26 protein-coding genes and 1 pseudogene are annotated in these 25,064 nt (G+C 71.1%); 14 read left to right on the top strand and 13 right to left on the bottom strand.

Translation table 11 applies throughout. The features are described 5' to 3' along the window. Window positions 1-387 (bottom strand): annotated as a pseudogene (gene minC, locus Q0C12_RS10175) (septum site-determining protein MinC); the annotation flags it as partial. Between the two features lie 2 nt (window positions 388-389). Next, window positions 390-986, bottom strand: coding sequence for a GNAT family N-acetyltransferase (locus tag Q0C12_RS10170; RefSeq protein ID WP_290889828.1), 597 nt, complete (start codon window positions 984-986; stop codon window positions 390-392). A 167-nt stretch (window positions 987-1,153) separates the two neighbouring features. Between Q0C12_RS10170 and Q0C12_RS10165 the strand changes: the two genes are divergently transcribed. From Q0C12_RS10165 to Q0C12_RS10125, 9 genes are all read left to right on the top strand, one after another. Then, a complete protein-coding gene (locus tag Q0C12_RS10165; protein ID WP_290889825.1) occupies window positions 1,154-2,326 on the top strand; it encodes a sensor histidine kinase in 1,173 nt (390 codons plus the stop codon). Beyond that, window positions 2,323-2,964, top strand: a complete 642-nt coding sequence (locus tag Q0C12_RS10160) for a response regulator transcription factor (protein WP_290889823.1) — start codon at window positions 2,323-2,325, stop codon at window positions 2,962-2,964. Before Q0C12_RS10165 ends, Q0C12_RS10160 begins: the two co-directional genes overlap by 4 nt. A 139-nt stretch (window positions 2,965-3,103) precedes the next feature. Further along, entirely contained in the window at window positions 3,104-4,366 is a 1,263-nt protein-coding gene (locus tag Q0C12_RS10155) for an SRPBCC family protein (protein WP_290889820.1), read from the top strand. A gap of 96 nt (window positions 4,367-4,462) precedes the next feature. Then, the gene (locus Q0C12_RS10150; RefSeq protein ID WP_290889818.1) at window positions 4,463-5,392 is read left to right on the top strand and encodes an ABC transporter ATP-binding protein; all 930 of its coding nucleotides are present in this window, start codon (window positions 4,463-4,465) and stop codon (window positions 5,390-5,392) included. Next, on the top strand, window positions 5,389-6,123 hold the full coding sequence (locus Q0C12_RS10145; protein WP_290889815.1) for an ABC transporter permease subunit: 735 nt from the start codon (window positions 5,389-5,391) through the stop codon (window positions 6,121-6,123). The genes Q0C12_RS10150 and Q0C12_RS10145 overlap by 4 nt, the downstream gene beginning before the upstream one ends. A gap of 5 nt (window positions 6,124-6,128) precedes the next feature. Beyond that, a complete protein-coding gene (locus Q0C12_RS10140) occupies window positions 6,129-7,991 on the top strand; it encodes a Gldg family protein (RefSeq protein ID WP_290889813.1) in 1,863 nt (620 codons plus the stop codon). A gap of 3 nt (window positions 7,992-7,994) precedes the next feature. Next, entirely contained in the window at window positions 7,995-9,182 is a 1,188-nt protein-coding gene (locus tag Q0C12_RS10135; RefSeq protein ID WP_290889810.1) for a DUF4340 domain-containing protein, read from the top strand. Further along, window positions 9,179-9,535: a DUF423 domain-containing protein gene (locus tag Q0C12_RS10130; protein ID WP_290889807.1), complete on the top strand. Its 357-nt coding sequence runs from the start codon at window positions 9,179-9,181 to the stop codon at window positions 9,533-9,535. The genes Q0C12_RS10135 and Q0C12_RS10130 overlap by 4 nt, the downstream gene beginning before the upstream one ends. A 2-nt stretch (window positions 9,536-9,537) precedes the next feature. After that, window positions 9,538-10,212, top strand: coding sequence for a DNA-3-methyladenine glycosylase 2 family protein (locus Q0C12_RS10125; protein ID WP_290889804.1), 675 nt, complete (start codon window positions 9,538-9,540; stop codon window positions 10,210-10,212). Here Q0C12_RS10125 and Q0C12_RS10120 read toward each other — a convergent pair. The 6 genes from Q0C12_RS10120 to Q0C12_RS10095 form a co-directional block, all read right to left on the bottom strand. After that, complete coding sequence (locus Q0C12_RS10120) at window positions 10,193-11,023, bottom strand: M15 family metallopeptidase (protein WP_290889801.1); 831 nt, start codon at window positions 11,021-11,023, stop codon at window positions 10,193-10,195. The two genes, Q0C12_RS10125 and Q0C12_RS10120, sit on opposite strands and share 20 nt — an antisense overlap. 31 nt (window positions 11,024-11,054) lie before the next feature. Continuing rightward, window positions 11,055-11,585, bottom strand: a complete 531-nt coding sequence (locus tag Q0C12_RS10115; protein WP_290889798.1) for a hypothetical protein — start codon at window positions 11,583-11,585, stop codon at window positions 11,055-11,057. Between the two features lie 42 nt (window positions 11,586-11,627). Next, complete coding sequence (locus Q0C12_RS10110) at window positions 11,628-11,810, bottom strand: Arc family DNA-binding protein (RefSeq protein ID WP_290889794.1); 183 nt, start codon at window positions 11,808-11,810, stop codon at window positions 11,628-11,630. A gap of 3 nt (window positions 11,811-11,813) precedes the next feature. After that, window positions 11,814-12,029, bottom strand: coding sequence for a hypothetical protein (locus Q0C12_RS10105; RefSeq protein ID WP_290889791.1), 216 nt, complete (start codon window positions 12,027-12,029; stop codon window positions 11,814-11,816). 8 nt (window positions 12,030-12,037) lie between these two features. Further along, complete coding sequence (locus tag Q0C12_RS10100; protein ID WP_290889789.1) at window positions 12,038-12,901, bottom strand: SPFH domain-containing protein; 864 nt, start codon at window positions 12,899-12,901, stop codon at window positions 12,038-12,040. Window positions 12,902-13,003: 102 nt separating this feature from the next. Then, window positions 13,004-13,909, bottom strand: coding sequence for a hypothetical protein (locus tag Q0C12_RS10095; RefSeq protein ID WP_290889786.1), 906 nt, complete (start codon window positions 13,907-13,909; stop codon window positions 13,004-13,006). Between the two features lie 146 nt (window positions 13,910-14,055). On the opposite strand from Q0C12_RS10095, the gene purT reads away from it, so the two are divergent. Next, complete coding sequence (gene purT, locus Q0C12_RS10090; protein WP_290889783.1) at window positions 14,056-15,255, top strand: formate-dependent phosphoribosylglycinamide formyltransferase; 1,200 nt, start codon at window positions 14,056-14,058, stop codon at window positions 15,253-15,255. 42 nt (window positions 15,256-15,297) lie between these two features. Here purT and Q0C12_RS10085 read toward each other — a convergent pair whose 3' ends face one another. From Q0C12_RS10085 to Q0C12_RS10065, 5 genes are all read right to left on the bottom strand, one after another. Continuing rightward, window positions 15,298-15,915: a histone H1-like repetitive region-containing protein gene (locus tag Q0C12_RS10085; RefSeq protein WP_290889780.1), complete on the bottom strand. Its 618-nt coding sequence runs from the start codon at window positions 15,913-15,915 to the stop codon at window positions 15,298-15,300. Between the two features lie 103 nt (window positions 15,916-16,018). Continuing rightward, window positions 16,019-17,230 carry an endonuclease/exonuclease/phosphatase family protein gene (locus tag Q0C12_RS10080; protein WP_290889777.1) on the bottom strand — a complete coding sequence of 404 codons (1,212 nt, stop codon included), beginning with the start codon at window positions 17,228-17,230 and terminating at the stop codon, window positions 16,019-16,021. A gap of 43 nt (window positions 17,231-17,273) precedes the next feature. Further along, a complete protein-coding gene (locus Q0C12_RS10075; protein ID WP_290889775.1) occupies window positions 17,274-17,984 on the bottom strand; it encodes an arginyltransferase in 711 nt (236 codons plus the stop codon). A gap of 690 nt (window positions 17,985-18,674) precedes the next feature. Continuing rightward, complete coding sequence (gene asd, locus Q0C12_RS10070; RefSeq protein ID WP_290889773.1) at window positions 18,675-19,514, bottom strand: archaetidylserine decarboxylase; 840 nt, start codon at window positions 19,512-19,514, stop codon at window positions 18,675-18,677. Continuing rightward, complete coding sequence (locus Q0C12_RS10065) at window positions 19,511-20,176, bottom strand: SCO family protein (RefSeq protein ID WP_290889772.1); 666 nt, start codon at window positions 20,174-20,176, stop codon at window positions 19,511-19,513. The genes asd and Q0C12_RS10065 overlap by 4 nt, the downstream gene beginning before the upstream one ends. An 80-nt stretch (window positions 20,177-20,256) precedes the next feature. Between Q0C12_RS10065 and prmB the strand changes: the two genes are divergently transcribed. The 4 genes from prmB to Q0C12_RS10045 form a co-directional block, all read left to right on the top strand. After that, window positions 20,257-21,177, top strand: coding sequence for a 50S ribosomal protein L3 N(5)-glutamine methyltransferase (gene prmB, locus Q0C12_RS10060; protein ID WP_290889770.1), 921 nt, complete (start codon window positions 20,257-20,259; stop codon window positions 21,175-21,177). 7 nt (window positions 21,178-21,184) lie between these two features. After that, window positions 21,185-22,285, top strand: coding sequence for a chorismate synthase (gene aroC, locus Q0C12_RS10055; RefSeq protein ID WP_290889768.1), 1,101 nt, complete (start codon window positions 21,185-21,187; stop codon window positions 22,283-22,285). A gap of 222 nt (window positions 22,286-22,507) precedes the next feature. Then, window positions 22,508-23,527, top strand: coding sequence for an aspartate-semialdehyde dehydrogenase (locus Q0C12_RS10050; RefSeq protein ID WP_290889766.1), 1,020 nt, complete (start codon window positions 22,508-22,510; stop codon window positions 23,525-23,527). 79 nt (window positions 23,528-23,606) lie between these two features. Next, on the top strand, window positions 23,607-25,064 hold a 1,458-nt coding region (locus Q0C12_RS10045), incomplete at its 3' end, for a FimV/HubP family polar landmark protein (RefSeq protein ID WP_290889764.1).

Raw genomic sequence — 25,064 nt, 5'->3', positions numbered from 1 at the left:
GGCCTTGCGCGGCGCGGGCGCGGCCGGCTCGGCCTCGCCGTCGCGCTCGTAGGACGCGCGGAACTTCGCCAGCAGCGGCAGGCCGACGGCCTGGGACAGGTCATCCATTTCGCGGGTGCCGTAGGCCAGGGCCACCGGCAGCACGCCGGCGGCGCGCAGGGCATCGATCACCGCGCGGGCCTGGCCGGCGTCCGGGCAGCGGCTCAGGCCGCCGAAATCGAGCACCACGGCGGCGCGGGCGAACAGTTTGGGCGCGCGCTGCACGCGCTCGGCCATCTCGGCGCCCAGGCGCTCCGGGTCGAGCGTGCGCACGCGCAGGTTGGCGATGCCGACCTGGCCGAACTTGAGTTCGCCGGCCTGTTCGTAGTCGAGGGGGTTGGCGGCCATGCTCAGGTCCCCGTGGCCAGCGCGCCGCGGCGGCCGGGCAGGGCGCGGGCGGCCAGCCAGGGCTGGTCGGGCAGGCGGGCGCCGTAGGTCTCGGCGACGAAGGGATAGCTGCACATCTCCTTGACCAGCATCGAGACGCGGATGTCGGTGCCGGGCATGACCTGCTGGCCGACCTCGCGGAAGCCGAAGCTGCCGTGGAAGAGCAGGGCCGGGTCGTTGCCCGACTGCAGGAAGACCTCGCAGCACAGCTGCGGCCAGCGCGGCTCGGCGAAGCTCTGCACGTCGGCGTAGAACGCCCGCCCGCGGCCGCCGCCGCGGCGGGGCCGGGCGATGACGATGCGGTCCACGTAGAGGAAGCGCGGGTGGCGCTCCTTGAACCAGCGGAAGTTGGGGCTGTCGTGCGGTGCGTCCTGGGACAGGGCGACCAGGAAACCGGTGATCAGGCCGTCCTGCTCGGCGACCCGGAAGTATTCGGCGTGCTCCCAGAAGAAACGCGCCTTGGCGGCGTCCATCGGCAGGATGGACGGCCCGGCCGCGTTGTTCAGGGCAAGTACGGAATCCAGCTCGTGCTCGCGCACGTCGCGGATGGTGATCGGCATTGTCTTTCGGACTCCGATGGCGTGAGGGCCGCGGGCAGGGAAACCCGTCGGGCGATCGGGGCGGGATTATCGCACGGGCGCCGTCCCCCGGGGCGGGGCCGGGAAAACGTCGCGGGCATGACTTCCGGGGTGGCACGCCGGGACCATGCCCGGCCTATGATGCCCGCATGCTCAACCGCCTCTCCCACACCCAGCTGCTGCGGTACGCCGGCCTGTTCACCTGGGCGGTGCTGGGCATTCCCCTGTTCGTGTTCACCTGGTACCTGGGTCCGGTGGACGGCGACCTGTCGCTGGGCCGGGCACCGCGCGCCGCGGTGGCGGTGGCCGCCTACCTGGCCTTCGGCCTCATCTACTGGCTGATCACCCGCAGGCTCGGCCTCCGGCAGCAGCGCCTGCCCGACCTTGTCCTGCTGGCCGCGCTCACCTGTTCGGCGATCCTCGTCAGCGCCGAGACCGGCACCGGCATGGGCGCCATCCTGATGATGATCATCGCCGGCGTCATTCCCTGGATGGTGCCGGTGCGGGTCGGCGTGGTCTGGCTGACGGTGCAGCACGTGGCGCTGGTGCCGGTGTTCTTCCGTTTCGAGGGTTTCACGGTCGGCATCGCCGTGCTGCAGGCGATGACCTACGTCGGCTATTCGAGCTTCGCGATGGTGATCGGACTGATCGCCAGGCAGCAGGCCGAGGCGCGCGAGGAGCAGCGTCGCCTCAACTCCGAGCTGCGGGCCACCCGCGCCCTGCTGGCCGAGAGTTCGCGAATGAGCGAGCGCGTGCGCATCTCGCGCGAGCTGCACGACCTGTTGGGCCACCACCTCACCGCGCTGAGCCTGAACCTGGAAGTCGCCGGCCACCTCACCGAGGGCCGCGCCCAGGAGCATGTGCGCCAGAGCCACACCCTGGCCAAGCTGCTGCTCACCGACGTCCGCGAGGCGGTCAGCGAGATGCGCGACGAGGGCGCCATCGACCTCAGCGGCGCCATCCGCACCCTGGTCGAGGGCGTGCCGGCGCTGGACATCCGCCTGGACCTGCCCGATCCGCTGACCATCGAGGATCCCGAGCGCGCGCACGTGCTGCTGCGCTGCACGCAGGAGATCATCACCAATGCCGTGCGCCACGCCGGCGCGTCCACCCTGTGGCTGACCATCGCCCGCGACGCCGGCGAGGCCCGCATCCAGGCCCGCGACGACGGCCGCGGGGTCGAGGGCGACGCCGTGCCGGGCAACGGCCTGCGCGGCATGCGCGAACGCCTGGCCGCCCACGGCGGCCGGGTCGATATCATCACCGGGCGCGGGCAGGGTTTCGCGCTCGACATCCGATTGCCCCTGGAGAACGCCGCATGATCCGTGTCTGCCTGGTCGACGACCAGACCCTGGTGCGCCAGGGCGTCAAATCCCTGCTCGAGCTCGCCGATGGCATCGAGGTGGTCGCCGAGGCCGGCGACGGCCGCCAGGCGGTCGAGCTGATCCCGCAAATCAAGCCCGACGTGGTCCTGATGGACATGCGCATGCCGGTGATGTCGGGCCTGGAGGCCCTGCAGGCGCTGACGGCCAAGGGCCAGCTGCCGCCGACCATCATCCTGACCACCTTCGACGACGACCAGCTGGTGCTGGCCGGCATCCGCGCCGGCGCCCGCGGCTACCTGCTCAAGGATGTGTCGCTGGACCAGCTGGTGAACGCCATCCAGACCGTCGCCGAGGGCGGCTCGCTGGTGCAGCCGGCCGTCACCCAGCGCCTGCTGTCGGGCCTGGAGGGCCTGCAGAACGAATTCGTGAGCCTGGAGCAGCCTGATCCGCTGACCGACCGCGAGACCGAGATCCTGCGCCTGATGGCCGGCGGCTTCTCCAACAAGGAGATCGCCAACTCGCTCGGCGTCGCTGAAGGCACCGTGAAGAACCACGTCTCCAACATCCTGTCCAAGCTGGGCGTGCGCGACCGCACCCGGGCCGTGCTCAAGGCCTTCGAACTGAAGCTCGTCTAGGTCCAAGACCCGCGCCACTGCGCGGTTTCCGGCGATTTCCCGCCGCCCCCTGCCGGGCGGCGGGCTGACCTGTTATCCTCCCCGGTTCCTGCGATTGGGCATGTGGACCAGTCGAGGGCCGTTCCTGGAGAGCTTCCGAATGACCCGAGTTATTGAGTGGATTATTTCCCTGCTGATCGTCCTCGCCCTGTTCGTGGTGATCGGCCTGTTCCTGCCCGCCTCGCGCACCGTGTCGCACTCGGTCGAGACCAATCGCCCGATGTCCACCGTGAACGACATCCTCAGCAGCTTCACCCGGTTCAAGGACTGGAACGCGCTGATCAACCACGACCCGCGCATGCAGCTCACCACCTCGGGCCCCGAGTCCGGCGTCGGCGCCGCGCTTGCGTTCAGCTCCAGCCAGCACTCCATCGGCTCGGGCAAGTGGGAAATCAAGGAAATCGTGCCGGGCGAGAAGATCGTCTACGCGCTCGATACCCCGGGCCGCGGCAAGAACAAGACCATGACCTTCCGCTTCGAGCGGACCGGCCAGCGCAACCAGAACATCGAGATCACCCAGCGCTACTCGGTTGACTACGGCTACGACCTGCTGGGTCGCTACGCCGGCACCCTGTACGTGAACAGCGAAATCGGCGCCGACATCAAGCGCGGCCTGACCAAGCTGAGCAACCTGCTGGCCACGATCCCGCGCTTCGACTACAGCCAGCACGAGCCGGGCTTCGAGATCGCCGAGCTGCCCGCGCAGAACGTCCTGCTGGTCACCACCGCCGCCAAGCGCGCCAACGACGATATCGCCCTGGCGATGACGAACCAGCGCAAGTGGATCGACCAGGTGATGGAGAAGAACGAGCTCGAGGCCGCCGGCCCGATGCGGATCGTCACCAATGAGTTCGGCTCCGACACCTACGCCTTCGACGTGGTGCTGCCGATCCGCCGCAAGGGCACCGGCCCGGCCGAGCCCGCCGACGCCGCCGAGGGCGAGGAACGCGAGGCCGCCGAAGCGGTCGCCGAAGTCGCGCCCGCCCCGGTCGTTGACCCGAACGCGCCGCTGGAGACCTTCGAGGTCGACGTCGAGGGCCCGGTCGTTTACGCCCAGCTGCCGGCCATGCGCGTCGCCAAGTCCAGCTACGTCGGTCCGTCGCCGGGCCTGGCCCGCATCCGCGACCTGGTCCGTGCCTGGGCCCTGGTCCGCGGCCACGAGCCGACCGATCGCCCGTTCGAGGAGTACCTCGGCGAGATCAAGGACATGCTGGCCGAGGACGCGGAGTTCAACGTCTACTGGCCGGTGCAGGTGCCGGGCGCCGATTCCCCGGCCCCGCGCGTGATCGCGCCGCTGCCCGAGGACGAGGCCGACGAGCCCGCCCCGGCCGCCGACGAGGCCGAGGCCGAAGCGGCCGCCTAAGCAACACCGCAGGGCGGGCCTAGTGCCCGCCCTGTCGTTTCCGGGGCCGCCCGGCCGGGTGCCCACCGAAACCGAATCCAGCGAGACTAGCTCCCGATGATCGAGGCACACGCCCTGCACAAGCGCTACGGCCGCCTGCTGGCCGTGGACGGCATCAGTTTCAAGGTCGAGCCCGGCGAAGTGCTCGGCTTCCTCGGCCCGAACGGCGCCGGCAAGTCCACCACGATGAAGATGATCGCCGGCTTCCTGGCGCCCACCGCCGGCACCGCGAAGGTCTGCGGCCACGACGTGCAGGCCGCGCCGATGGCCGCGCGCCGTGCGCTGGGCTACCTGCCCGAGGGCGCGCCGGGCTACGGCGAGATGTCGCCCTCGGGTTTCTTGGGCTTCGTCGCCGACGTCCGCGGGCTGTCCGGCGCGCACCGGCGCGAGAGGATGCAGTCGGTGCTCGGGCGGCTCGCGCTCGAAGGCGTGCTGCACCAGCCCATCGACACCCTTTCCAAGGGCTTCAAGCGCCGCGTCGGCCTGGCCGCCGCGATCCTGCACGACCCGCCCGCGCTGATCCTCGACGAACCCACCGACGGCCTGGACCCGAACCAGAAGCACGAGGTGCGAAGCCTGATCCGCGAGCTCGCGCGTGAGCGCACCGTGCTGCTGTCCACCCACATCCTCGAGGAAGTCGAGGCGGTGTGCAGCCGGGCCATGATCGTCGCCCGCGGCAAGGTGCTGGCGGACGCCACGCCGGCCGAGCTGCTGGCGCGCTCGCGCTACCAGGGCGCAGTGTCGCTGCTGGCTGGCGACAGCATCGCCGCCCGCGCCGCGCTAGACGGCATGCCGGGCGTCAGCGGCTTCCACCAGGATGCCGCCGATGGCCGCCTGTACGTGTTCCCGCAGGGCCGGCCGGTGGCCGCCGACGCGGTGGCCGAACGCCTGCGCCAGCGCGGCGTGGTGTTCAGCAGCCTGCAGCCCGAACGCGGCCGGCTCGACGAGGTCTTCCGCCGCATCACCACCGAGGGGGCGAAGCCATGAGTGCGGTGCTGTCGGTGTTCCGGCGCGAGTTCGCCAGCTATTTCGCGACGCCGCTGGCGGCGGTGTTCCTGGTCATCTTCCTGGCGCTGGCCGGGGCGTTCACCTTCTACCTCGGCGGCTTCTACGAAGCGGGGCAGGCCGACCTGCAGCCGTTCTTCCGCTTCCACCCGTGGCTTTACCTGCTGCTGGCGCCTGCGGTGGCGATGCGGCTGTGGGCCGAGGAGCGCAAGTCGGGCACGCTCGAGCTGCTGCTCACCCTGCCGCTGACGCTGTGGCAGGCGGTGCTGGGCAAGTTCCTCGCGGCCTGGGCCTTCCTGGGCCTGGCGCTGGCGCTCACCTTCCCGATGTGGGTCACGGTGGCCTGGCTGGGTGATCCCGACCATGGCGTGATCTTCGCGGGCTACCTGGGCAGCTGGCTGATGGCCGGCGCCTTCCTGGCCATCGGCAGCGCGCTGTCGGCGGCGACCCGCAGCCAGGTGGTGGCCTTCATCCTCACCGTGGTGGTGTGCCTGCTGCTGCTGTTGGCCGGGTTCCCGATGGCGCTCGACCTGGTCCGCGGCTGGGCGCCGCAGCCCTGGGTGGACGCCTTCGCCGGCCTGAGTTTCCTGACCCATTTCCAGGCGATCAGCCGCGGCGTGCTCGACCTGCGCGACGTGGTGTTCTTCCTGCTGTGCATCGCCGCCTGGCTTACCGCCACGGTGCTGGTGATCGACCTGAAGAAAGCCGACTGACCGCCATGAAGATCCTGTCCCGACGTTCCGCTCCCCTGGTCGCGCTGGCGCTGCTGGCGCTGGGTTTCGTCGCCCTGGTGGCGCTCAACTCCGTGGCGCTGCGCGGCGCCCGGCTCGATCTCACCGACAAGGGGCTGTACACGCTCTCCGACGGCACCCGCAACCTGCTGGGCCGGATCGAGGAGCCGGTGCGGCTGAAGCTGTACTACTCCGAGCACGCCACCCGCGAACTGCAGCAGTTCCGCGTTTTCGCCACCCGCGTGCGCGAACTGCTGGAGGAAGTGGCCGCCCGCAGCGGCGGCCAGGTCACGCTGGAAGTGATCGACCCCGAGCCGTTCTCCGAGGCCGAGGACGAGGCCACCGCCTACGGCCTGCAGTCGATCCCGCTCGGAACCAGCGGCGACAAGCTGTTCTTCGGCCTGGTGGGCGTCAACAGCACCGACGGCGAGACGGTGATGCCCTTCATCCAGCCGGACAAGGAAGCATTCCTCGAATACGACGTCGCCAAGCTGATTTCCACCCTCAGCGTCGATGCCCAGCCGGTGGTGGGGCTGATCAGCGGCCTGCCGACCGGCCCGACCATGGATCCCACCGGTCGCGGTCGTCCGGGCTGGGTGGTGGACCGCCAGGTCAGCGAGCTGTTCGAGCTGCGCCGCCTGCAGGGAAGCCCCACCGACATCGCCGGAGACGTCGACCTGCTGATGGTGGTGCATCCGAAGGAGCTGTCCGAGGAGACGCTGTACGCGATCGACCAGTTCGTGATGCGCGGCGGCCGCCTGCTGGTGTTCGTGGACCCGGATTCCGAGGCCGATGAGTCCGCCATCGATCCGCTCGACCCGCTGTCGGTGGCGATACCGCGCAGCTCCGACCTGCCGCGGCTGTTCCAGGCCTGGGGCATCCAGTACGACCCGACGCGCCTGGTGCTGGACGAGAAGCACGCGCTGCAGGTGCAGCCGGATCCGAACGGTTTGCCGGTGCGGCACCTGGCGGTGCTGGGCCTGGGTCGGGAAGCTTTGAACCAGGACGACGTGGTGACCGGCGAGCTGCAGACGCTGAACGTGTCCAGCGCGGGTGCGCTGGGCCTGACCCGCGATTCCACCCTGGCGATGGAGCCGCTGGCCCAGAGTTCCAGCGCCTCGGCGCTGGGTGATGTTGCGGCGGTGCGCGACGCGGTCGCCGATCCCGACCGGCTGCGCGAGGGTTTCCGCCCGGGCGGCCAGCCGCACGTGATCGCCGCCCGCTTCACCGGTCCGCTGCGCAGCGCGTTCCCGGACCGCTCCGGCGACAAGCACCGGCCCGAAAGCAAGGCGCCGGTGAACCTGGTCGTGGTCGCCGACACCGACGTGCTGGCCGACCGCATGTGGGTACAGGTGAACGACTTCCTGGGCCAGCCGGTCTACAACGCCTTCGCCAGCAACGGCGACTTCGTCTACAACGCGGTGGACAACCTGGTCGGCAACGCCGACCTGATCGCGGTTCGCACGCGCGCCTCGGCCACCCGGCCGTTCGAGCGCGTGGCGGCCCTGCGCCGCAGCGCCGAGGCGCGCTACCGAAGCAGCGAGCAGCGTCTGCAGCAGCAGCTTGACGCGCTCGAGCAGCAGCTGGCCGCGCTGCAGCAGCCCGGTGCCGATGGCCAGGCGCAGCCGCTGACCCCGCAGCAGCAGGCCGAGATCCTGCGCTTCCAGGACGAGAAGCTGCGCATGCGCCGCGAACTGCGGGACGTGCAGCACCGGCTCAACGCCGACATCGAGGCGCTCGGCGATCGTCTCAAGTTGATCAACATCCTCGGCATGCCGGCGCTGGTGATGCTGGTGGCGCTGGGCGTGGCCTGGCGCCGCTGGTCGCGCCGGCGCACGGCGGGGGCCTGAGCCATGCGCGCGCGGCAGCTGGTGCTGGCGGCGGTGGTGGTGGCGGGTCTGGCCGGCGCCGCCTGGTGGCTGCTTGATCGCCAGGCCACGGGCGAGCGCCCGGAGGCTGGCCGGCTGCTGCCGGGCTTCGACCAGCGCATCGAAGCGATAGACACCATCGAGGTGCGGGTCGCCGGCGCGACGCCGCGGGTCCGTATCGAGAAGCGCGACGGCCAGTGGGTGATGCCGGACCGCGACGGCTGGCCGGCGAACCAGCGCGAAGTCAGCCGCGCCCTGTTCCGGCTTGCCGAGGCCCGGCGCATCGAGCCCAAGACCCGCAACCCCGCGCTGCACGCGCGCCTCGGCGTCGAGGACATCACCGCGCCGGAGGCCAAGGGCGCCGAGTTGCGCCTCGCCGGCGGCGGCGACCCGGTAACCCTGGTGGTCGGCAACAACCATCCCTCGCTCGGCGGCAGCTACGTGCGCTTGGGCGACGAACCGCAGGCCTGGCTGCTCGACGAGGACATCGGCCCGGCGCGCGAGCCGACCGACTGGCTCGACCGCCGGCTGCTCGACATCCCGATGGCGCGCATCGAGGAAGTGCGCGTCGCGCCGGCCGGCGCGCGCGCCTTCCGCCTCTCGCGCGTGGACGACCGCTTCAGCCTGGACGGCCGCCCGCCCACCGCGATGACCGACCCGGACGCCGGCAACGGCACCGCCGGTTTCACCGACCAGTTGCCCTTCGACGACCTGGCCACCGACACCGGCACCGAGGCGACCCAGGTCGTCGACTTCATCGGCGTGGATGGCGTGGCCGTGCGCATCGCCGCCTGGCGCGACGAGCGCGGCACCTGGGCGCGGCTGTCGGCCACGCTCGACGAAGCGCAGGCGCTGGCGTGGTTCGAGCAGGCCGACGCGGCCGCGGCGGAACAGGCCGCCAATGATGCCGACTCCGCGGATGCCGGCGCCGGCGACGAGGGTGCCACCGACGGGGCAGGTGCCGATGCGGCCGCCAGCGACGCCGCAAGCGAAGCCAGTGCTGGCGACGCGCGTGGCGACGTGACGAAGTCGCCCGCCGAGCGCGTTGCCGCGCTTCGCGCCAAGGTCGACGGCTGGCAGGCCAGCTTCGAAGGCCGCCAGTTCCTGCTGCCGCCCTACAAGGCCGCGCCGCTGATGCGCAGCCGCAACGACTACCTGGCCGGCACCCGGTGACCGCGCTGGCCCGCGGCCTCGCCGCGCTCGGCGCCATCGCCTGCGCCGCGTCCGTGGGCCTGGGCGCCTACGCCAGCCACGGCCTCGCGGAGGCCGACGCCCGGCGAGCCGGGTTGGCCGCGCTGTTCCTGTTCGGCCACGGCCTCGCGCTGCTGGTGCTGGCCACGCCCACGGCCACGCGCCTGCGCCTGGGCGCGCTCGCGGCGCTGGCGTGCGGCGTGCTGGTTTTTTCAGGCAGCCTGCTCGGCGCGGTGTTCGCCGGCACGGCGACGGCGCTGGCACCGGCCGGCGGGGTGCTGATGATGCTGGCCTGGCTTACGCTGGGCGTCGACGCCTTTCGCCAACGAGCCTAGCCATGGCCCGCCACCCGCGTGGATTCGACCTCGATGACGCCGCCGCGCACCTGCGCCGTCGCGATCGCAAGCTGGGCCGCTGGATCGACCGCATCGGCCCGCTGGATGTCGCCGCGCGCTGGCGCAAGCCCTTCGACACCACCGACGCGCTCGCCCGCGCCATCCTCTACCAGCAGCTCTCCGGCAAGGCCGCCGCCACCATCGTCGGCCGGGTCGAAGTGGCCATCGGCGCGAACAAGCTGCATGCCGATACCCTGGGCCGCATCGACGACCCCACGCTGCGCGCCTGCGGCGTCTCGGGCAACAAGACCCTGGCGCTGCGCGACCTGGCCGCCCGCGATGCCCGCGGCGAAATACCGACGTCGCGCGAGATGGCGGGCATGGATGACGCCGCGATCATCGAACGGCTCACCGCGGTGCGCGGCATCGGCCGCTGGACGGTCGAAATGATGCTGATGTTCAGCCTCGGCCGCCCCGACGTGCTGCCCGTCGACGATCTCGGCGTCCGCAAGGGGGCGCAATTGCTCGACAAGCTCGACGAGATGCCCAAGCCCAAGGTCTTGGCCGAACGCGGCGAACGCTGGGGCCCATACCGGACGCTCGCCGGCCTCTACCTCTGGCGCATCGTCGACGCCGCTACCCCTGCCAAGCCCGCCATCAAACGCTCCCAGGACTGACCTCGGCGTGCGCCCCGCGCACGCCGTGCCAGCGCCAGTGCCAGGGTTCGTAGACGATGCCGTGCGGGTTGCCGCGCGGGTAGCTCATGCGGAAGCCGAAATCGCCCGCCCGGCGGTGCAGCCACGCGAAGGCCGGCGTGGCTTCGAAGGACTCCTCCGCGGGCGGCTGCCCGGGGGTGCCGATGTCGATGGCGCAGCCGCCGTGGTGCTCGCTGAAGCCCGGCGCTGCGTTGACCGCCAGGACCTGCGGCAGCGTCAGCCCGCGCGCAAGCTTCCGCTCGAAGATGCCGAGCTGGTAGGCGTGGCTGCGGTAGCCCGAGATGGCTTCGAGCGTGATGTCGTCGGCAAGGGCCGCGGCGCGCATCCTGCGCCATGCGCGCGCGGCCGGGTCGAGCAGCCAGAGCGGGCGGCGGTAGCGGTCGTGGCCCGCGAATTCCAGGCGCGCCGGTTCGGGCACCAGCGGCAGCCCGACCGCCTCGCCGTAGCTTTGGTCCAGGCCCAGCACGTGCAGGTGCGCCAGCAGGCCGTCGAGCGGCAGTTCGAAGGGCTGGCCTGCGCGCTCGTGCGGCGCCGCCAGCGCCGCGAGGATGTCGGCCAGGCCGGGTTCGCTGGCCAACCGTGGCACCAGCGCGGTGAATCGCCCGTTGCCGGTCACCGCCAGGAAGCGTCCGTCGCGCTTGCGGCGCAGCAACCAGGGCGCCTGCGCCAGCGCACGGGCGTCGGCGTTGGCGCGCACGCGTTCGCGCATCAGCCGCGCGGGCAGTGCTTCGATCAGGTCGCTGTTGACGAGGTGCCAGTCGAGGGCGTGCATGCGGCCAGCTTAACGGGCCGGCGCGGGGGCGTCACGCCGCGGCGCGCCGCAGGATGTCGAGCACCGCCTGCGGGTGCGTGAGGCTGAGCATCCACACCCGGCCGTCGGCGTGCGGCAGGCACAGCACGCGGGCCGGATCGGTGAGCAGGCAGAAAGCCTTGCGCTTGTCGCGCAGGCGGAAGTGCCCGGCCTGCAGGCCCGGCACGGCGAACCCATTGGTTTTCAGCGTCGGCTTGAGTTCGGTGTGCTCGCGCAGGTCGACCACCCGGGCCGCGGCGAGGTCGAACTCCGACAGCGCGGACTGGCGCGTGTAGAAGGTCGCCTTCACCCGCAGATGCTTGCCGTCGAAGGCGGCCTCGCGCCGCCACATCGGCAGCACGATGGTCAGCGAGACGGCCGCCGCCGCGGCCTGGACCACCAGCATCAGGGCCGGCGAGATCTTCTCGGCGCTGACCTGCAGCATCACGCCCACCGCGATCGCGATCGGCAGCAGGCCGCCCACCAGCACGGCGAACACGATCGGGGGCTTGCCGAGCGGGGGAAGGGCGAGGCGTCGGAACATGGGGTGGTCTCCGGCAGGCGTCTATCGGGGAGGGGCGGGGCGTCAGGCCGTCGCCGGCGGCTCGTCGTCGCCGGGCGGTTTCAGGCGCCCGGACTTGCGCAGCGCATCGCGCAGCAGGTATTCGATCTGGGCGTTGACCGAGCGCAGTTCGTCGTCGGCCCAGCGCTGGAGGGCGTCCAGCACTTCGACGTTCATGCGCAGCGGGTAGGCCTTCTTCTCAGCCACCGTCTATCCCCGCAACAGAAGCATCACCACGCCCAGCGCGGCCACCGCGCCGGCCACCGCCAGCACGCGGAAGCCGACGCTGCGGCGCAGCCGGTCGGGGTCGGCGGCGCCCTCGAGCTGCCGCGGACGCCAGAGCCCGGTCACCAGCACCAGCCCCAGGCCCAGGCCCGGCAGGGCCGTGAGCAGCAGGGCCACGCCGACGAAGTGCCAGTTGCCCATGCCGTCCATCAGTAGATCGACCCGGCGTTGACCACGGGCTGGGTGCCGCGCTCGCTGCACAGCACCACCAGCAGGTTGCTGACCATGGTGGCGCGGCGCTCGGCGTCGAGGTCGACCACCTTGCGCGCGGCCAGCTGCTCGAGCGCCATTTCCACCATGCTCACCGCGCCTTCGACGATGCGGGTGCGGGCGGCGATGATGGCGCCGGCCTGCTGGCGCTGCAGCATGGCCTGGGCGATCTCGGGTGCGTAGGCCAGGTGGCTGATGCGTGCCTCGCCGACGGTGACGCCGGCCTGGGCCAGGCGCTCCTGGATTTCCTCGGTGAGGTGCTTGGCGATCTCGGCTGCGTGGCTGCGCAGGGCGATGGTGCCGTCTTCGTGCTGGTCGTAGGGATAGCTGGTGGCCATGGCGCGCAGCGCGGCCTCGGACTGGATGTGCACGAAGCTCTCGTAGTCGTCGACGTTGTAGACGGCTTCCGCCGAGTCGACCACCTGCCAGACGATCACGGCGCCGATCTCGATCGGGCTGCCGTCGAGGTCGTTGACCTTGAGCTTGCCCGACTCGAAGTTGCGCACGCGCAGCGAGACCTTCTTGGCCGCGAAGAACGGGTTGTTCCAGCGCAGGCCCTGGTCCTTGCAGGTGCCGACGTACTTGCCGAACAGGCTCAGCACCGCGGCCTGGTTCGGCTCGACCATGTAGAAGCCGAACAACAGGAAGAACTCGACGACGCCCAGCGCCACGCCGGCGGCGATGAACAGGCCGTCCTGATCGCGCAGGCCGAGGATGAACAGCGCCGCCGTACCCGCCATGGCCACCAGCAGGCCAAGCAGGAAGGGGATGCCGGGGACGGAACTGACGTTCTGCTCTTTCATGGGGACTCTCCCGTGGACTGCGGCAAAGATATCAAAACAATATCTAAATGCAATAGGCCGGATGCAGGGCTCCCTGACGGGACAGAAGCCCCGCCGTATCAATCACTTGGCCTTGGGCTCGATCCGGAAGCGGATGACGGGGGAGGGCAGCTGCTCACTGGCGACGGTCAGGCTGCGGCCGTCCACGGAGAAGGCGATGGCCTCGGCCTGGGGCATCCAGGGCAGGGTGAGGTGGGGCAGCTTGCCGGCCAGGCCGGGGCCCCAGTCCCCGTCGGGGCCGCGCACCACGAAGTGGATGGCGCGGTAGTTGAGCACCGCCAGTACCCGGCCGTTGGGGCTCAGGTCCGCCGCGGTGATCTGGGCGCGGTAGCGGCCGTAGATGGGGCTGCGGCTGAGGTCGCTGGCGTCGGGCTGCTCGATGCCCGGCAGGGTGCCGATCAGTTCCGCCACCTGCTCCTCGTCGCCGGCGCCCAGGCGCACGCGGAACAGCTCGGCCGGCACGCGCTTCTTGGAGATCAGCAGCACCTCGCGGCGCACCGCATCGACCGCCACCGCCTCGCAGTCGCGGGGGCCATCGGGCCAACGGAAGCGCTGGGTCCAGGCCAGCGTGGCGGGCCGGGACAGGTCTTCGGGCTCCTCGAACACATGCAGGCTCAGCGCGCGCCGGATGCCGCCGTTGTCGCCGGTGTCGGCCACCAACAGGTAATCGCGGCCGTCGAGCTGGAAGGACGCCATGTCCTCCCAGTCCAGGTTCGGTGCACCGGGCGTGGCGACGCTGGCCTGGAGCCGGCCGCGCTCGTCGACCAGGTGCAGCTCCGCGGTGTTGCCGCTGTCGTTGTGCGCCCAGTAGAACCCGGGATGCCGGCGCGCCGCGGCCAGGCCACTGATTTCGTCGATGGCGGCCTCGGTGACCAGCCCCATCGCCTCGGGCTCGCTCCAGCGAGCGCCCAGCGCAATCGCCGGGACCAGCAACAGCAGGGCGGTGGCGGAGGTGCGCGCGAAGGACATGCAGGACCCGGAAGGTGAGCGCGAAGCATGCCAGAAACGCCCTGTGGGAGGGACTTCAGTCCCGGTGCCCTTGGCCGGAGAGCCTCGGGACTGAAGTCCCTCCCGCGGATACAATTGCGGCCTCCCCGCCAAAAAGCCCCGCAACGATGACCGATCCGCGCGCCGTCACCCTAGGAACCCCTTTGTCGGCAAGCGCCCGGCGCGTGCTGCTGCTCGGCTCGGGCGAGCTGGGCAAGGAAGTGGCGATCGAGCTGCAGCGCCTGGGTGTCGAGGTGATCGCCGCCGACCGCTACGCCGACGCGCCGGCCATGCAGGTCGCGCACCGCAGCCACACGCTGAACATGCTCGACCCGGCCGCGTTGCGCGACCTGATCGCGCACGAGAAGCCCGACCTGGTGGTGCCCGAGATCGAGGCCATCCACACGCCCACCCTGGTGGAGCTCGAGGCCGACAAGGGCCTGCACGTGGTGCCTACCGCGCGCGCGGCGCGCCTGACCATGGACCGCGAGGGCATCCGCCGGCTGGCGGCCGAGACGCTGGGGCTGCCGACGTCCCCGTACCGGTTCGTGGATACGCGCGAGGACTACCATGCCGCCGTGGCCGCCATCGGTCTGCCTTGCGTGGTGAAGCCGGTGATGTCCTCGTCCGGCAAGGGCCAGAGCACCGTGCGCAGCGCGGCCGACATCGACGCCGCCTGGGACTACGCCCAGTCGGGCGGCCGCGCCGGCCAGGGCCGCTGCATCGTCGAGGGCTTCATCCGCTTCGACTACGAGATCACGCTGCTGACCGTGCGCCATCGCGACGGCACCTGCTTCTGCGATCCCATCGGCCACCTGCAGGTGGATGGGGACTACCGCGAGAGCTGGATGCCGCAGCCGATGTCGGCGGCCGCGCTGCGCGAGTCGCAGCGCATCGCGCAGGCCGTCACCGACAACCTCGGCGGCTGGGGCCTGTTCGGCGTCGAGCTGTTCGTGCAGGGCGACCGGGTCTGGTTCAGCGAAGTCTCGCCGCGTCCGCACGACACCGGCCTGGTCACGCTCATCTCGCAGGAGCTGAGCGAGTTCGCGCTGCATGCGCGCGCCATCCTGGGCCTGCCGATCCCCACTATTCGGACGCTCGGGCCGTCGGCCTCGTGCGCGGTGCTGGCTACCGGCCACGGCGTGCCGGAATTCTCGAACGTGGATGCCGCGCTGGCCGAGCCCGACACCTCGCTGCGGCTGTTCGGCAAGCCGCGGGTCGAAGGCCACCGCCGCGTGGCGGTGACGCTGGCGCGCGACGAGAACGTGGAGTCGGCCCGGGCCAAGGCGCGTCGCGCGGCCGCGGCGCTGGACGTCACCCTGCGCTGAACGGGCGCCCGGCCGCTGGCGGCCGGACGCGCCCGATGGGCTTCAGTGGCCGCGTACGCCGCGGCGATGCAGCAGCGGCATGCCGTGGGTTTGCGACGGGGCGTCGCCGTGGCCGCCCTTGGGCAGTCGCAGGCGGGCCTTGGCGGAGATGGCGTGCTCCGGGCCCGCGTGCGGCGGCGTGACGGGGTGTGCCGGCATGGCAGAAGGCGGCGGCACCAGGGCGATGGCGGGCGTCTTCGTCGCGGCCGCCGTCCCGGCGACGGGCTTCCTGGGCGCGGGCTTCCTCGCCACGGACTTCTTCACCGCGGCCTTCTTCACTACCGCTCTCTTCGCCACGGCTTTCTTGGCCACGGCTTTCTTCGCCACGGCCTTCTTGACTGCGACCTTCTTCGCCACCGCCTTCTTCGCAGTGGTCTTCTTCGCAGCAGTTTTCTTCGCAGCGGCTCGCTTGGCGGGCGCCTTCTTGACTAGCGCCTTCTTCACGGCGGGCTTCTTCGCGACGGCCTTCTTCGCGACAACCTTCTTCGCGGTGGATTTCTTCGCGGTGGCCTTACTTGCGGTGGCCTTTTTCGCAGTGGCCTTCTTCGCAGTGGTTTTCTTCACCGCGGCCTTCTTCGTGGCGGCCTTCTTCTTCGGTGCCTTCGCGCGGGAGATCTTCATGGCATTGCGTCCTCTCGTTCGGCGGGCGGGACTCCATCCTAGCCCTCGCCGCTGACGCTTGCTTGAACACGTGGTTGGCGCGGTGCAGCAACCCGCCGGCCGGTCAGCGGGGAGGCGCTTCCAGGTCCACCCACACCAGGCGGTGGTCGGTGGCGCGCAGCCAGGCGAAGCCGCGCTCGCCCTCGCGCGGCCAGAACACGCCGCTGGCTTTCACCGGCAGGCCCACCGAGGGCAACACGTAGTCCACCCGGTAGTTTCCATTGCGCGGTCCGAACGAGGCGGTGTCGTGAGCCGGCGACGACTTCTGGCCGACGTTGCCGCCGCCGACCTTCTGCGCCGATTCCACCGCGCCTTCGCTGCGCGGCGTGGCGTACCGCAGCACGCGAGGATGCTCCAGCAGCTGCTGGATGGTGCCGGGCAGGCTGCCGCCGTCGGCCGGGTCGGCGTTGTAGTCGCCCACGATCACGAAGCGCTCGCCCTCGGGCAGGCCGCCGCAGCGGCCGGCGTCGTCACACAGCCAGGGCTTGTCGCCCGGCGTCAGGTACTCGGCCCACAGCCGGATCTCGTCGTGGTTTCGCGCCGCGTTCCGGCGCTCTGGCCCATCGAACACCGGCGGCGTCGGATGCGCCGCCAGCAGGTGGATGCGCCCGAGCGGCGTGTCGACCGGCAGGTCCCAGTGGGATTTCGAACTCAGCCGCAGCTGCCGCCAGACCTCGGGCGGGTAGAAGGCCTTGCCGGTGTCCGGGAACTTCGGCGCCCGCGCGTCCGGCATCTCGCTCCAGCGCAGCAGCCGGAAGCTGCGTGCCGCCGCCGCGTCGATCGGATGCATGGACAGCACCAGCATCCCGTACTGCCCCGGGTGCAGGCCGTAGCCCCAGGCGTCGTTGCCGTGGAAGCGGCCCTCGCCGCCGACCCGGCCATCGCCGTCGAGGTCGAGGCCACTCGGCACGCCGGTGTTCACTTCGGCCAGGTAGCGGTGCGGGTAGTGGATCGGCTCGCCGCCGTCCTGCGCGACCGCCAGGTAGCGCGACTGGAACAGGTCGGCCGCGCGGCCGGCCGCGTCGTAGTCGAACTCGTTGAGCAGCACCACGTCCGGGCGCAGGGCCTGCAACGTCGCCGCGATCAGGCGCGCATCCTCGTCGCCCTGGTCCAGGCGCTCGATCAGTCCGCCGTGGGCCTCGTCGTAGAGGGACGTGTTGAAGGTGGCGACGCGCAGCGTCATGGCAGGCTCCGCGGTGGCGGCGGCCGGCGCGTGGCCGCGGCAGCCGGCAAGCAGGGCCAGCGACAGCAGCCCAAGGAAGGTCAGGGGTCTCATGCGCGGCGATTGTGCCCGAAGCGCGGCCGCCCGGGCAGGCGGATCATTCCGGCATCGGCTTCCATTCAGCGCCGTCCAGGAACTCCAGCGGCCGGTAGCCGCGCTTGTAGGCCATCTTCGGGTGGCCATCGAGCCAGAACCCGAGGTAGAGGTGCTCGCGCCCCTCGTCCCGCGCCCGCTGCACCTGGCGCAGGATGGCGTAGGTGCCCAGGCTGCGCGCGGCCTCCTCGGGCGCATAGAACGTGTACACGGCAGACAGGGCATCGGCCACGACGTCGGTCACGGCCACGGCCAGCAGCTGGCCCTCGCGCCGGATCTCCATGAACTCGGTCGGGCTCCAGCCGCAGGCCAGGAAGCTGTCGAAGTTGCCGGGCGCCGGATCGTCCATGCCGCCGCCGACATGGCGGGTGTCGAGGTAGCGCTTGTACAGCGCGAAGTTCTCGGCCGTGCGCTTGGCCGGGACGCTGCGCACTTCGAGGTCGGCGTTGCGGGCGAGGCAGCGCTTCTGGGCGCGGTTGGGTTCGAACCGGCGGACGGGGATGCGCACGGAAATGCAGGCGCGGCACCCCACGCAATGCGGCCGGTACACGTGCCCGCCCGAGCGCCGGAACCCCATGGCCAGGGCACGCCCGAACAGGGTCGGCAGGTACGGGTCGGTCGGGTCGATGATCAGGTCGCGCGAGAGCCGCTCGGGCCAATACCCGCAGGCATGCTCGACGGTCTGGAACAACCGGATGTGATGCTGGCTACCCATGCGCCCAGTCTATCCTCGCCGGCGCGCAAGTCGCACGCCGGAGACCCAGGCCCTTCCGACATACCCTGGGGATCGTGCGGAGGCTGGCGGCGTTGCCACTGCGGGATCTGGCGCCCGCGGGATCTGGCGCCGGTGCCACCGCGGAATCGAAGGTCACTTCCTCCTCCGTGAAGCCTTTATGTCGGAGGAAGTGACCTTCGATTCCGCGGCGTCACCGGTGCGGACCGTCTTGGGTGCCCAACGGAAGGCCCGTGGCGGCCCGCTCCGATGCTTGCGCGTGTGCGATCCGGACCAAGGCACGGCATTTTTCTCGCTGACCTCGCTTGGCTAAACAGCGCAAGGCAAGTGGCTGTTGACGGCCTATCGCGCGCGTCCCTTCGGACGCGAGATGAGGGTTCGAGGCCAGCGTGGAAGGGGGCCAGATTGGAAGACCTATCCGCCCGGCGGCGGTTGGGGTGCAAGTCGTGGAGCCTGGGCCCGTTCTTTTCCGATGGGCGCCAAGGCGACCCGTTGCTCGCGTGCTGCCCCAAGCCCGCGGCCTTCCTCGAAGAACATCGTGCACCCGTGCGGTGGCGACGGAGTGGTCGGAGAAGCATGGACCGACAAGAATCGCCAAGACCCCACACCCGCCGCCGGGCGGATAGGTCTTCCAATCTGGCCACCTTCCGGGCTCGCGCCGGCGCCATGACCTCAGCGAATCAGGCCGACGCGCTGGCCCACGCGGGTGGGGGTCTCGGTGGCGAAGGCGTCGAGCGTGACGGCGTCGCGGGGGAAGAGCAGGATCACCGTGGAGCCATAGTTGAAGCGTGCCATCTCGGCGAAACGGTCGAGCGTGATGCCCTTGCCGCGCCAGTCCCGGCGGATCGGCTTGTGCGCGTAGGGCGGGATTTCCTCCCCGTTCCAGACCGACTCGACGCCCGAGACCAGCAGCGCCCCCACCATCACCGAGCACATCGGCCCGAAGTCGGTGTCGAAGTGGCAGACCAGCCGCTCGTTGCGCGCGAACAGCCGCGGTATGGCCTGCACGCCCCAGGGCGCGACCGTGAACAGCCGGCCCGGCACGTGCAGCGTCTCGACCAGCGTGCCTTTCCAAGGCATGTGCACGCGGTGGTAGTCGCGCGGCGACAGGTAGATGTTGGCGAACCAGCCGTCGGCGTAGGGCGCGGCCATCGCCTCGTCGCCCAGCAGTTCGGCCGCGGTGAAGGCCTGGCCCTTGGCCTGGAAGATGCGGCCGGCCTCGATGCGCCCGGCCTGGCTGATCTTGCCGTCGGCGGGCATCAGCAGCGCGCGCGGGTCGGCGTCGGCGCTGCGCGCGCCGGGCTTGAGTTCGCGGGTGAAGAAGGCGTTGAAGTGCGGGTAGTTCGTGGCCACCGGGTCGGCGGCCTCGGCCATGTCCACGTTGAACTTGCGGACCACGAGCTGGATCAGCCAGTCCTTGAACCAGCCCGCGCGCGTACGCGCCACGGCGTAGGCAACGCGGGAAAGCAGCCGGTGCGGCAGCACGTACTGCAGCAGGACCTTGGGGCTCACGGCGCCACCTCCGACAGCAGGGCCAGGTCGGCGGCGATGTCGGCCGGCACGAAGGGCGGGCGGATCAGGCCGGCCTGGCGGCCCTGCGCATCAATCACGACCAGGGCCGAGGAGTGGTCCATGGTGTAGTCACCGGCGGCGGTCTCCACCTTCATGTAGACCAGGCCCAGGCTGCCGGCGAAGGCCTGCAGCGCGCCCTGGCCGCCGGTGGCGGCGAGGGTGGCCGGGTGGAAGTAGGCCGCGTACTCGCCGGTCTTGGCCGGCGTGTCGCGCTCGGGGTCCACCGACACGAAAAGCACCTGCGGCCGCCGCGCCTCGGGCAGTTCGGCCCAGGCCTTCTGCGACTGCGCCAGCTCCGACAGCGTGGTCGGGCAGACGTCGGGGCAGTGGGTGAAGCCGAGGAAGACCACGGTCCAGCGGCCCTGCAGCTCGCTCGGCTCGAGCGGGCTGCCGTCCGACTGGTCGAGCGTGAACGCCGGCAGCGGACGTGGGCTGGAGAACAGCCGCACCGCCTTGAGACGCTCCGGATCCACCGCGGGGCCGGCGGGCGCGCTGGCGGCGGGCGTGGCGGGGGCGGGCGCCAGCGCGACCTGGGCGGCCCAGAGGCCGAGGCCGGCGGCAAGCGCGGCGACGAGGATGAGCAGGGTGGTGCGGTTGAACACGGCGTGTCCCAGGGGTCGGCAAGGCGGCAATTATAGCGGGCGCGCGGCTATACTCGCGGCATTGCAAGGGCTTACGGCACATGTCGATCGAACTCGTCACCATCGTGGACTTCATCCGCTACGGCGCCAGCCGCTTCGCCGCGGCCGGCCTGACCTTCGGGCACGGCCATGACAACGCCCTGGACGAGGCCACCCAGCTGGTGCTGCACGCCCTTCACCTGCCGCCCGACCTGGGCCCGGCCTACGGCCAGGCCAGGCTGGTGGCGGAGGAGCGCACGGCGGTGCTGGCCCTGTTCGAGCGCCGGATCAACGAGCGCATCCCGGCCTGCTACCTCACCGGCGAGGCCTGGTTCGCCGGCCTGAGCTTCAAGACCGATGCGCGCGCCCTGGTGCCGCGCTCGCCGATCGCCGAGCTGATCGAGGCTGGCTTCGAGCCCTGGCTGGGCGGCCGTGAAGTGAACCGCGTGCTCGACATGTGCACCGGCTCGGGCTGCATCGCCATCGCCACCGCGCACTACAACCCGCACTGGGCGGTGGACGGCGTCGACCTCAGCGACGACGCACTGGCGCTGGCGCTGGAGAACAAGGTGCGGCTGCACGCCGACAACGTGCGCCTGATCCAGTCCGACCTGTTCCGGAACCTCGACGGCGAGGTCTACGACCTGATCGTCACCAACCCGCCCTACGTCACCCACGCCGAGACCGACGCGCTGCCGCCGGAGTACGCACACGAGCCCGAGCTGGGCCTGCGCGCGGGCGACGACGGCCTCGACCTGGCGCTGGAGATCCTCCGCGATGCGCCGCGCCATCTCTCGGAGAACGGCCTGCTGATCTGCGAGGTCGGCGAAAGCGAACGCGCGCTGGTCGAACTGCTGCCCGAACTTCCGCTGGCCTGGGTCGAGTTCAAGGTCGGGCAGATGGGCATCTTCGTCGCCGAGCGCGAGGACCTGGTCGCGCACCACGCGCGCATCAAGGCCCTGGCCGACGCCCGCCGGGCCTGACCGCCGCATGAGCGACAACAGTTTCGGCCGGCTGCTGCGCGTCACCACCTTTGGCGAAAGCCACGGCCCGGCCATCGGCTGCGTGATCGACGGCTGCCCGCCGGGCATCGCGATTGCGCCGGAAGACTTCCGCGCCGACCTCGACCGCCGCGCCACCGGCAAGTCCCGGCACACCTCGCAGCGGCACGAGGCCGACGAGGTCGAGATCCTCAGCGGCGTCTACGAGGGCATCACCACCGGCACCCCGATCGGCCTGCTGGTTCGCAACACCGACGCGCGCAGCAAGGACTACTCGAAGATCGCCGAGCAGTTCCGCCCCGGCCACGCCGACTACACCTACCTGCACAAGTACGGCCGGCGCGACCCGCGCGGCGGCGGCCGCAGTTCGGCCCGCGAAACGACGATGCGCGTGGCCGCCGCGGTGATCGCCAAGAAGTGGCTGCGCGACCGCCACGGCATCACCGTGCAGGCGCACGTTTCGCAGATTGCCGACATCCGCCCGCGCGGCTTCGACGTCGCGGCGATCGAGGGCAACCCGTTCTTCTGGCCGGACGCCTCGCAGGTGGCCGAGATCGAGGCCTTCATGGACGCGCTGCGCAAGTCCGGCGATTCGGTCGGCGCGCGCGTGGACGTTGTCGCCCGCAACGTGCCGCCCGGCTGGGGCGAGCCGATCTACGGCAAGCTCGACGCCGAGATCGCCGCGGCCATGATGTCCATCAACGCGGTGAAGGGCGTCGAGATCGGCGCCGGCTTCGCGGCCGTGGCGCAGAGGGGCACCGAGCACCGCGACCTGATGTCGCCGGCCGGATTCGCCAGCAACCACGCGGGCGGCATCCTGGGCGGCATCAGCAGCGGCCAGGACATCACCTGCTCGGTGGCCTTCAAGCCCACCTCCAGCCTGCGCCTGCCCGGCGCCACGGTGGACACCGCCGGCCAGCCGGTCGAGGTCATCACCACCGGCCGCCACGACCCCTGCGTCGGCCTGCGCGCCCCGCCGATCTGCGAAGCCATGCTGGCCCTGGTCCTGATGGACCAGGCCCTGCGCCACCGCGCCCAATGCGGCGACGTGGGCGTTGTCTTGCCTGTGGTTCCGGGCGGTGGTGCGTGAGTAGGGTTCGAACGCGGATCAATGCGGAAACATCGGACAAGAGCGGATCCAGGAAATGGCTCGACGCTCGAAAACTGCTGCCTCGGCCGCAGTCTGGTCGCTGAGCCCTTTGGCTCGCGGCCCGCACTCGCCGAGGCCCCTCCGATTCGTTTTATCCGCTCCTATCCGATTTTTCCGCCTTGATCCGCGTTCAATTCGCGAACCCTTGGAAGCACAAGAACCATGAGCAAGACCTTTAACGTAGCGATCGTCGGGGCCACCGGTGCGGTGGGCGAGGCGATGCTTTCGATCCTGGCCGAGCGGCAGTTCCCGATCGGCACCCTGCACCTGCTGGCCAGCGAGCGCTCGGCCGGCGAGAAGATCAAGTACGGCGCGCGCGAGATCGTCGTGCAGGACCTCGCCACCTTCGATCCGGCCGGCGTGCACATCGCGCTGTTCTCGGCCGGCGGCTCGGTGTCGAAGGCATTCGCACCGAAGTTCGCCGCCGCCGGCGCGGTCGTCATCGACAACAGCTCGGCGTTCCGCCAGGACGACGACGTGCCGCTGGTGGTGGCCGAGGTGAACCCGGAGGCGATCGCCAGGCGCCCGCGCGGCATCATCGCCAACCCCAACTGCTCGACCATGCAGATGCTGGTGGCGCTGGCGCCGATCCACCGCGCCGTCGGCATCGAGCGCATCAACGTCGCCACCTACCAGTCGGTGTCGGGCGCCGGCCGCAGCGCGATGGAGGAGCTCGGTCGCCAGACCGCCGCCATGCTCGGCTTCCAGACCCATGAGCCGAAGAAGTTCCCGGTGCAGATCGCCTTCAACCTGATCCCGCACATCGACGAGTTCATGGACAACGGCTACACCCGCGAGGAAATGAAGATGGTCTGGGAGACCCGGAAAATCCTGGGCGACGACGCCATCCAGGTGAACCCGACCGCGGTGCGCGTGCCGGTGTTCTACGGCCACTCCGAAGCGGTGCACCTCGAGACCCGCGTGAAGCTGTCGGCCGCCGACGCCCGCGCCCTGCTGGAAGCCGCCCCGGGCGTCGAGGTGGTGGACGAGCGCGAGCCCGGTGGCTACCCGACGCCGGTGACCCACGCGGCCGGCAGCGATCCGGTTTACGTGGGCCGGATCCGCGAGGATTTGTCGCACCCGCGCGGCCTCGACCTGTGGATCGTCGCCGACAACATCCGCAAGGGCGCCGCCCTGAACGCGGTGCAGGTCGCGGAACTCGTGGTCAAAGCAGCCGGCTGACCGGTATATTCGGGCGGTACTGCCGTCGGGGCCGCTGCAGGGGAGTGGTCGCGCCAGCCTTCTTCGGGGAGATCCAAGCGTGAAAAAACGGCATCTGCAGCTTCCGCTGGCACTGGCACTGGCGCTGGGCGCCTCCGGCGCGCACGCGCTGGGGCTGGGCCCGATCCAGGTCAAGTCGGGGCTCAACGAGCCCCTGGTGGCTGAGATTCCCATCCTGTCGGCCGCGCCCGGCGAGCTCGACGAGCTCGAGGTGCGGCTGGCTTCGCCCGAGGCCTTCGCCCGCGTCGGCCTCGACCGCCCCGTCGGCCTCACCGCCAACCTGCAAATGAGCGTTGGCCGCAACGCCTCCGGCCAGCCGGTCATCCTCGTCACCACCGCCTCGCGCTTCAACGAACCCTTCCTGACCTTCCTGATCGAGGCCAACTGGGGCCGCGGCAGCGTGGTGCGCGAATACAGCGCCCTGGTCGATCCGCCCTACATCGCCCCGGCCGTCATCCGCCCGCTGGAGGCGCCGGTCGCCGCTGCGCCCGCGCCCTACGTCGCGCCGCCGCCGGCGCCGCTGCCCGCACCGGTCGAAACCACCCCGGTGCCCGATCCCGAGCCGGTGCTCACCGTCACTGACATTCCGCCCGAGGCGCCCGCGCCGGCACCAGAACCGCTGCCGCCCGAGCCGACGCCAAGCCCGGAGCCCGTGCTGCCCGAGCCGGAGCCCGAGGTCGCGGCGCAGCCTACCGTGCCTGAACCAGCGCCCGAGCCGGCGCCCGAGCCGGCGCCTGTCCCGGCGCCCGAGTCTGTCGCTGCCATGCCGGAACCGGCCCCGGTGGCCCCGCCACCTCCGGCGCCCGCGCCGGCCCCCGCGCCCGCCCCCGCCGCCGACAGCTACGGCCCGGTCAGCGAAGGCCAGACCCTGTGGAGCATCGCCAACGCGGCGCGCCAGGATCGCGCGGTCACCATCAACCAGATGATGCTGGCGCTGCAGCGGGCCAATCCCGAAGCCTTCATCAACGACAACATCAACCAGCTCAAGCGCGGCGCCGTGCTCCGCATCCCGGCGCGCGAAGAGGCGCTGGTGCTCGGGGCCGAGGAAGCCGCCGCGCTGGTGCGCGAGCAAGCGAGCGCCTGGCAGGCGCGACGCCAGCCCGTGCCGCAGCCAGCCGAATCGGTGGCCGAGGCGCCGTCGCGCCCGGCGCCGCCGCCCGGCGCCAGCGCGCCTGCCGACGGCCGCCTCGAGATCGTGCCGCCCTCGGGCGGCGAACAGGCCGCCCGCGGCGTGCAGTCGGGCGCCAGCGGCGCCGGCACAGGCGCCGAGCTGCGGGCCGAGCTGACCCAGGCCCGCGAAGACCTGGCTGCCCGCCAGTCGGAAGTGGCCGAACTGCGCTCCCAGCTCACCGAACTCGACGAACAGCAGGCCGACAGCGAGCGCCTGGTGGAACTGCAGGACAGCCAGCTCCAGGCCCTGCAGGCGCGGCTGGGCCAGCCCGAGCCGGCGGCCCCGGCGCCTGAACCCGGGCCAGCGCCCGCGCCGGCCGCCGACACC

Origin of the sequence: Arenimonas sp. (assembly GCF_022842045.1) — a bacterium.
Classification (GTDB): Bacteria; Pseudomonadota; Gammaproteobacteria; order Xanthomonadales; family Xanthomonadaceae; genus Arenimonas.
The sequence above is the reverse complement of the archived record's forward strand: the minus strand, read 5'-3'. Positions and strand labels throughout refer to the sequence as shown.

Excerpts from the sequence above, each read along its gene's own strand:
- prmB (WP_290889770.1), top strand. The coding sequence starts at position 20,257 with ATGTCGATCGAACTCGTCACCATCGTGGACTTCATCCGCTACGGCGCC.
- Q0C12_RS10080 (WP_290889777.1), bottom strand. The coding sequence starts at position 17,230 with ATGAGACCCCTGACCTTCCTTGGGCTGCTGTCGCTGGCCCTGCTTGCC.
- Q0C12_RS10165 (WP_290889825.1), top strand. The coding sequence starts at position 1,154 with ATGCTCAACCGCCTCTCCCACACCCAGCTGCTGCGGTACGCCGGCCTG.
- Q0C12_RS10085 (WP_290889780.1), bottom strand. The coding sequence starts at position 15,915 with ATGAAGATCTCCCGCGCGAAGGCACCGAAGAAGAAGGCCGCCACGAAG.
- purT (WP_290889783.1), top strand. The coding sequence starts at position 14,056 with ATGACCGATCCGCGCGCCGTCACCCTAGGAACCCCTTTGTCGGCAAGC.
- Q0C12_RS10105 (WP_290889791.1), bottom strand. The coding sequence starts at position 12,029 with ATGGGCAACTGGCACTTCGTCGGCGTGGCCCTGCTGCTCACGGCCCTG.
- aroC (WP_290889768.1), top strand. The coding sequence starts at position 21,185 with ATGAGCGACAACAGTTTCGGCCGGCTGCTGCGCGTCACCACCTTTGGC.
- Q0C12_RS10075 (WP_290889775.1), bottom strand. The coding sequence starts at position 17,984 with ATGGGTAGCCAGCATCACATCCGGTTGTTCCAGACCGTCGAGCATGCC.
- Q0C12_RS10120 (WP_290889801.1), bottom strand. The coding sequence starts at position 11,023 with ATGCACGCCCTCGACTGGCACCTCGTCAACAGCGACCTGATCGAAGCA.
- Q0C12_RS10145 (WP_290889815.1), top strand. The coding sequence starts at position 5,389 with ATGAGTGCGGTGCTGTCGGTGTTCCGGCGCGAGTTCGCCAGCTATTTC.
- Q0C12_RS10150 (WP_290889818.1), top strand. The coding sequence starts at position 4,463 with ATGATCGAGGCACACGCCCTGCACAAGCGCTACGGCCGCCTGCTGGCC.
- Q0C12_RS10125 (WP_290889804.1), top strand. The coding sequence starts at position 9,538 with ATGGCCCGCCACCCGCGTGGATTCGACCTCGATGACGCCGCCGCGCAC.
- Q0C12_RS10155 (WP_290889820.1), top strand. The coding sequence starts at position 3,104 with ATGACCCGAGTTATTGAGTGGATTATTTCCCTGCTGATCGTCCTCGCC.
- Q0C12_RS10100 (WP_290889789.1), bottom strand. The coding sequence starts at position 12,901 with ATGAAAGAGCAGAACGTCAGTTCCGTCCCCGGCATCCCCTTCCTGCTT.
- Q0C12_RS10160 (WP_290889823.1), top strand. The coding sequence starts at position 2,323 with ATGATCCGTGTCTGCCTGGTCGACGACCAGACCCTGGTGCGCCAGGGC.
- Q0C12_RS10140 (WP_290889813.1), top strand. The coding sequence starts at position 6,129 with ATGAAGATCCTGTCCCGACGTTCCGCTCCCCTGGTCGCGCTGGCGCTG.
- Q0C12_RS10170 (WP_290889828.1), bottom strand. The coding sequence starts at position 986 with ATGCCGATCACCATCCGCGACGTGCGCGAGCACGAGCTGGATTCCGTA.
- Q0C12_RS10050 (WP_290889766.1), top strand. The coding sequence starts at position 22,508 with ATGAGCAAGACCTTTAACGTAGCGATCGTCGGGGCCACCGGTGCGGTG.
- Q0C12_RS10115 (WP_290889798.1), bottom strand. The coding sequence starts at position 11,585 with ATGTTCCGACGCCTCGCCCTTCCCCCGCTCGGCAAGCCCCCGATCGTG.
- Q0C12_RS10135 (WP_290889810.1), top strand. The coding sequence starts at position 7,995 with ATGCGCGCGCGGCAGCTGGTGCTGGCGGCGGTGGTGGTGGCGGGTCTG.
- Q0C12_RS10095 (WP_290889786.1), bottom strand. The coding sequence starts at position 13,909 with ATGTCCTTCGCGCGCACCTCCGCCACCGCCCTGCTGTTGCTGGTCCCG.